The 2301-nt window shown below is 62.8% G+C and carries 2 protein-coding genes; both read left to right on the top strand.

The features are described from left to right. The first annotated feature begins 151 nt into the window (after positions 1-151). Entirely contained in the window at positions 152-577 is a 426-nt protein-coding gene (gene ndk / locus AC4FAH_RS07245; RefSeq protein ID WP_043333812.1) for a nucleoside-diphosphate kinase, read from the top strand. A gap of 354 nt (positions 578-931) precedes the next feature. Next, on the top strand, positions 932-2089 hold the full coding sequence (gene rlmN, locus AC4FAH_RS07240) for a dual-specificity RNA methyltransferase RlmN (RefSeq protein ID WP_153636518.1): 1158 nt from the start codon (positions 932-934) through the stop codon (positions 2087-2089). The last annotated feature ends 212 nt before the right edge of the window (positions 2090-2301 follow it).

Here is a 2301-nt window from a genome sequence, read left to right as displayed (position 1 = left end):
GCGTCATGCGACTCAGGCATGATGGATGCAGCCGGTGGCACTTGCCGCTATAATGCCGCCCACTTTTGTCGCGCGCATGCCGACAGAGCCCGTTTTCCGCCGTTCGGCATCTGCCGTGCGGCTCTTCAAAGCTTGTCTCAGGAGATTCACCATGACTCAGCGTACTCTGTCCATCATCAAGCCGGATGCCGTTGCCAAGAACGTGATCGGCGAAATCTACTCTCGCTTCGAGAAGGCCGGTCTGCAGATCGTCGCTTCCAAGATGGTTCACCTGTCCAAGGAACAGGCCGAAGGCTTCTACGCTGAGCACAGCGAACGTGGCTTCTTCGGTGAGCTGGTCGGCTTCATGACTTCCGGCCCGGTCATGATCCAGGTGCTGGAAGGCGAAGACGCCATCACCAAGAACCGCGACCTGATGGGCGCTACCAACCCGAAGGAAGCAGAAGCCGGCACCATCCGTGCAGACTTCGCCACTTCCATCGACGCCAACGCCGTTCACGGTTCTGACGCGCCGGAATCTGCTGCTCGCGAAATCGCCTACTTCTTCGGCGACAACGAAATCTGCCCGCGCGGTTGATTTCGCCTTGTACGACTGAGAAGCCCGGCCCTTCGGGGCACGCGTCTCCCAGCCGTGCATGACACGACGGCCCTGCCTGCGAGGCGGGGCCGTCGTGGTATCGGACGTGCTGAAGCGTCGCGCGACAGCATGCACCCCCTGAAGCAGATTCGACGCTTGAGCAGGTCCGATACGCTTTTCTGAAAGCCGCTGCAGCGCCCTCTCCCCACGCCATGTGACGCCCACGCGCACTGCGCTGATGATGAGAGCCTCTTGAGGTCTGCGAACCATCGCCACCTCCGCTGACAGCGTCGCCCTGCAGACGTCTATCCTTTGTGTGACGCCTGCCCATCCCTGACACGACCGGCCCATACCATGACTGATACCACTGCAACTGCCCCCGATGCCGCGGCCCCTGCCGCCGTCAAGCTCACCAACCTGCTGGGCCTGCCGCGCCCGGCGATGGAAGCCTTCTTCGAGAGCATCGGCGAGAAGAAATTCCGCGCCACCCAGGTGATGAAATGGATTCACCAGGAAGGCGTCGACAGCTTCGACGAGATGACCAACCTCGCCAAGCCGCTGCGCGAACGCCTCAAGCAGGTCGCCGAGATCCGTGCGCCGGGCATCGTCTATGAAGGCGAGTCCAAGGACGGCACCCGCAAGTGGGTACTGGAAGTCAGCGATGGCAGCTATGTCGAGACCGTGCTGATCCCGTCCGAGAACGGCAACCGTCGCACCCTGTGCGTGTCTTCCCAGGTCGGTTGCTCCCTGGACTGCAGCTTCTGCTCCACCGGCAAGCAGGGCTTCGAGCGTGACCTGACCGCCGCCGAGATCATCGGCCAGGTGTGGGTCGCCACCCGTGGCGCCGAAGACCGCAAGGACACCCGCAAGCGTCCGGTCACCAACGTGGTGATGATGGGCATGGGCGAGCCGCTGATGAACTACGACAACGTCGTGCCGGCGATGAAGCTGATGCTGGACGACAACGCCTATGGCCTGTCCAAGCGTCGCGTCACCCTCTCCACCTCCGGTGTGGTGCCCAAGCTGGACCAGCTCGGCGACGAGATGGACGTCAGCCTGGCGATCTCGCTGCACGCGGCCAACGATGAACTGCGCAACGTGCTGGTGCCGATCAACCGCAAGTGGAACATCCGCGCGCTGCTCGACTCCTGCCATCGCTACCTGGCCAAGTGTGACGACGCGCGTATCGTCACCATCGAGTACACCCTGATCAAGGACGTCAACGACCAGATCCAGCACGCCGAGGAACTGGCCGCGCTGCTCGACGAGCTGCCGTGCAAGATCAACCTGATCCCGTTCAACCCGTTCCCGCATTCCGGTTACGAGAAGCCGTCACGCAACCAGGTGATGCGCTTCCAGCAGCGTCTCTATGAGCTGGGCTACACCGCACCGGTGCGCGCGACACGTGGCGATGACATCGACGCCGCCTGTGGTCAGCTGGTCGGTCAGGTCAAGGACCGCACCCGTCGCGCCGAGCGTTACATCAACGCCATCCAGCTCGACGCCGACTGAGCGGCTGCCAGCCCTGACCTGACGCTATCGCCATAGCCATGCGCCGCCCTGCCACCTTGACTTGTGGCAGGTGCGGCGCTTTGATGGGGGCGCTTTTGTTGCCTGCCGCGACCCTCGCCCGCAGGCACATCATGAGCCTTCATTCACGCGAGGATTGCATGCCGAGTCGTCTGCCCCGTCATCGCACCAATGAGCATGACCCTGTCGCCCAT

This window comes from Cobetia sp., from assembly GCF_983723665.1.
This window is presented reverse-complemented; position numbering and strand designations above follow the sequence as displayed.

Excerpts from the sequence above, each read along its gene's own strand:
- rlmN (WP_153636518.1), top strand. The coding sequence starts at position 932 with ATGACTGATACCACTGCAACTGCCCCCGATGCCGCGGCCCCTGCCGCC.
- ndk (WP_043333812.1), top strand. The coding sequence starts at position 152 with ATGACTCAGCGTACTCTGTCCATCATCAAGCCGGATGCCGTTGCCAAG.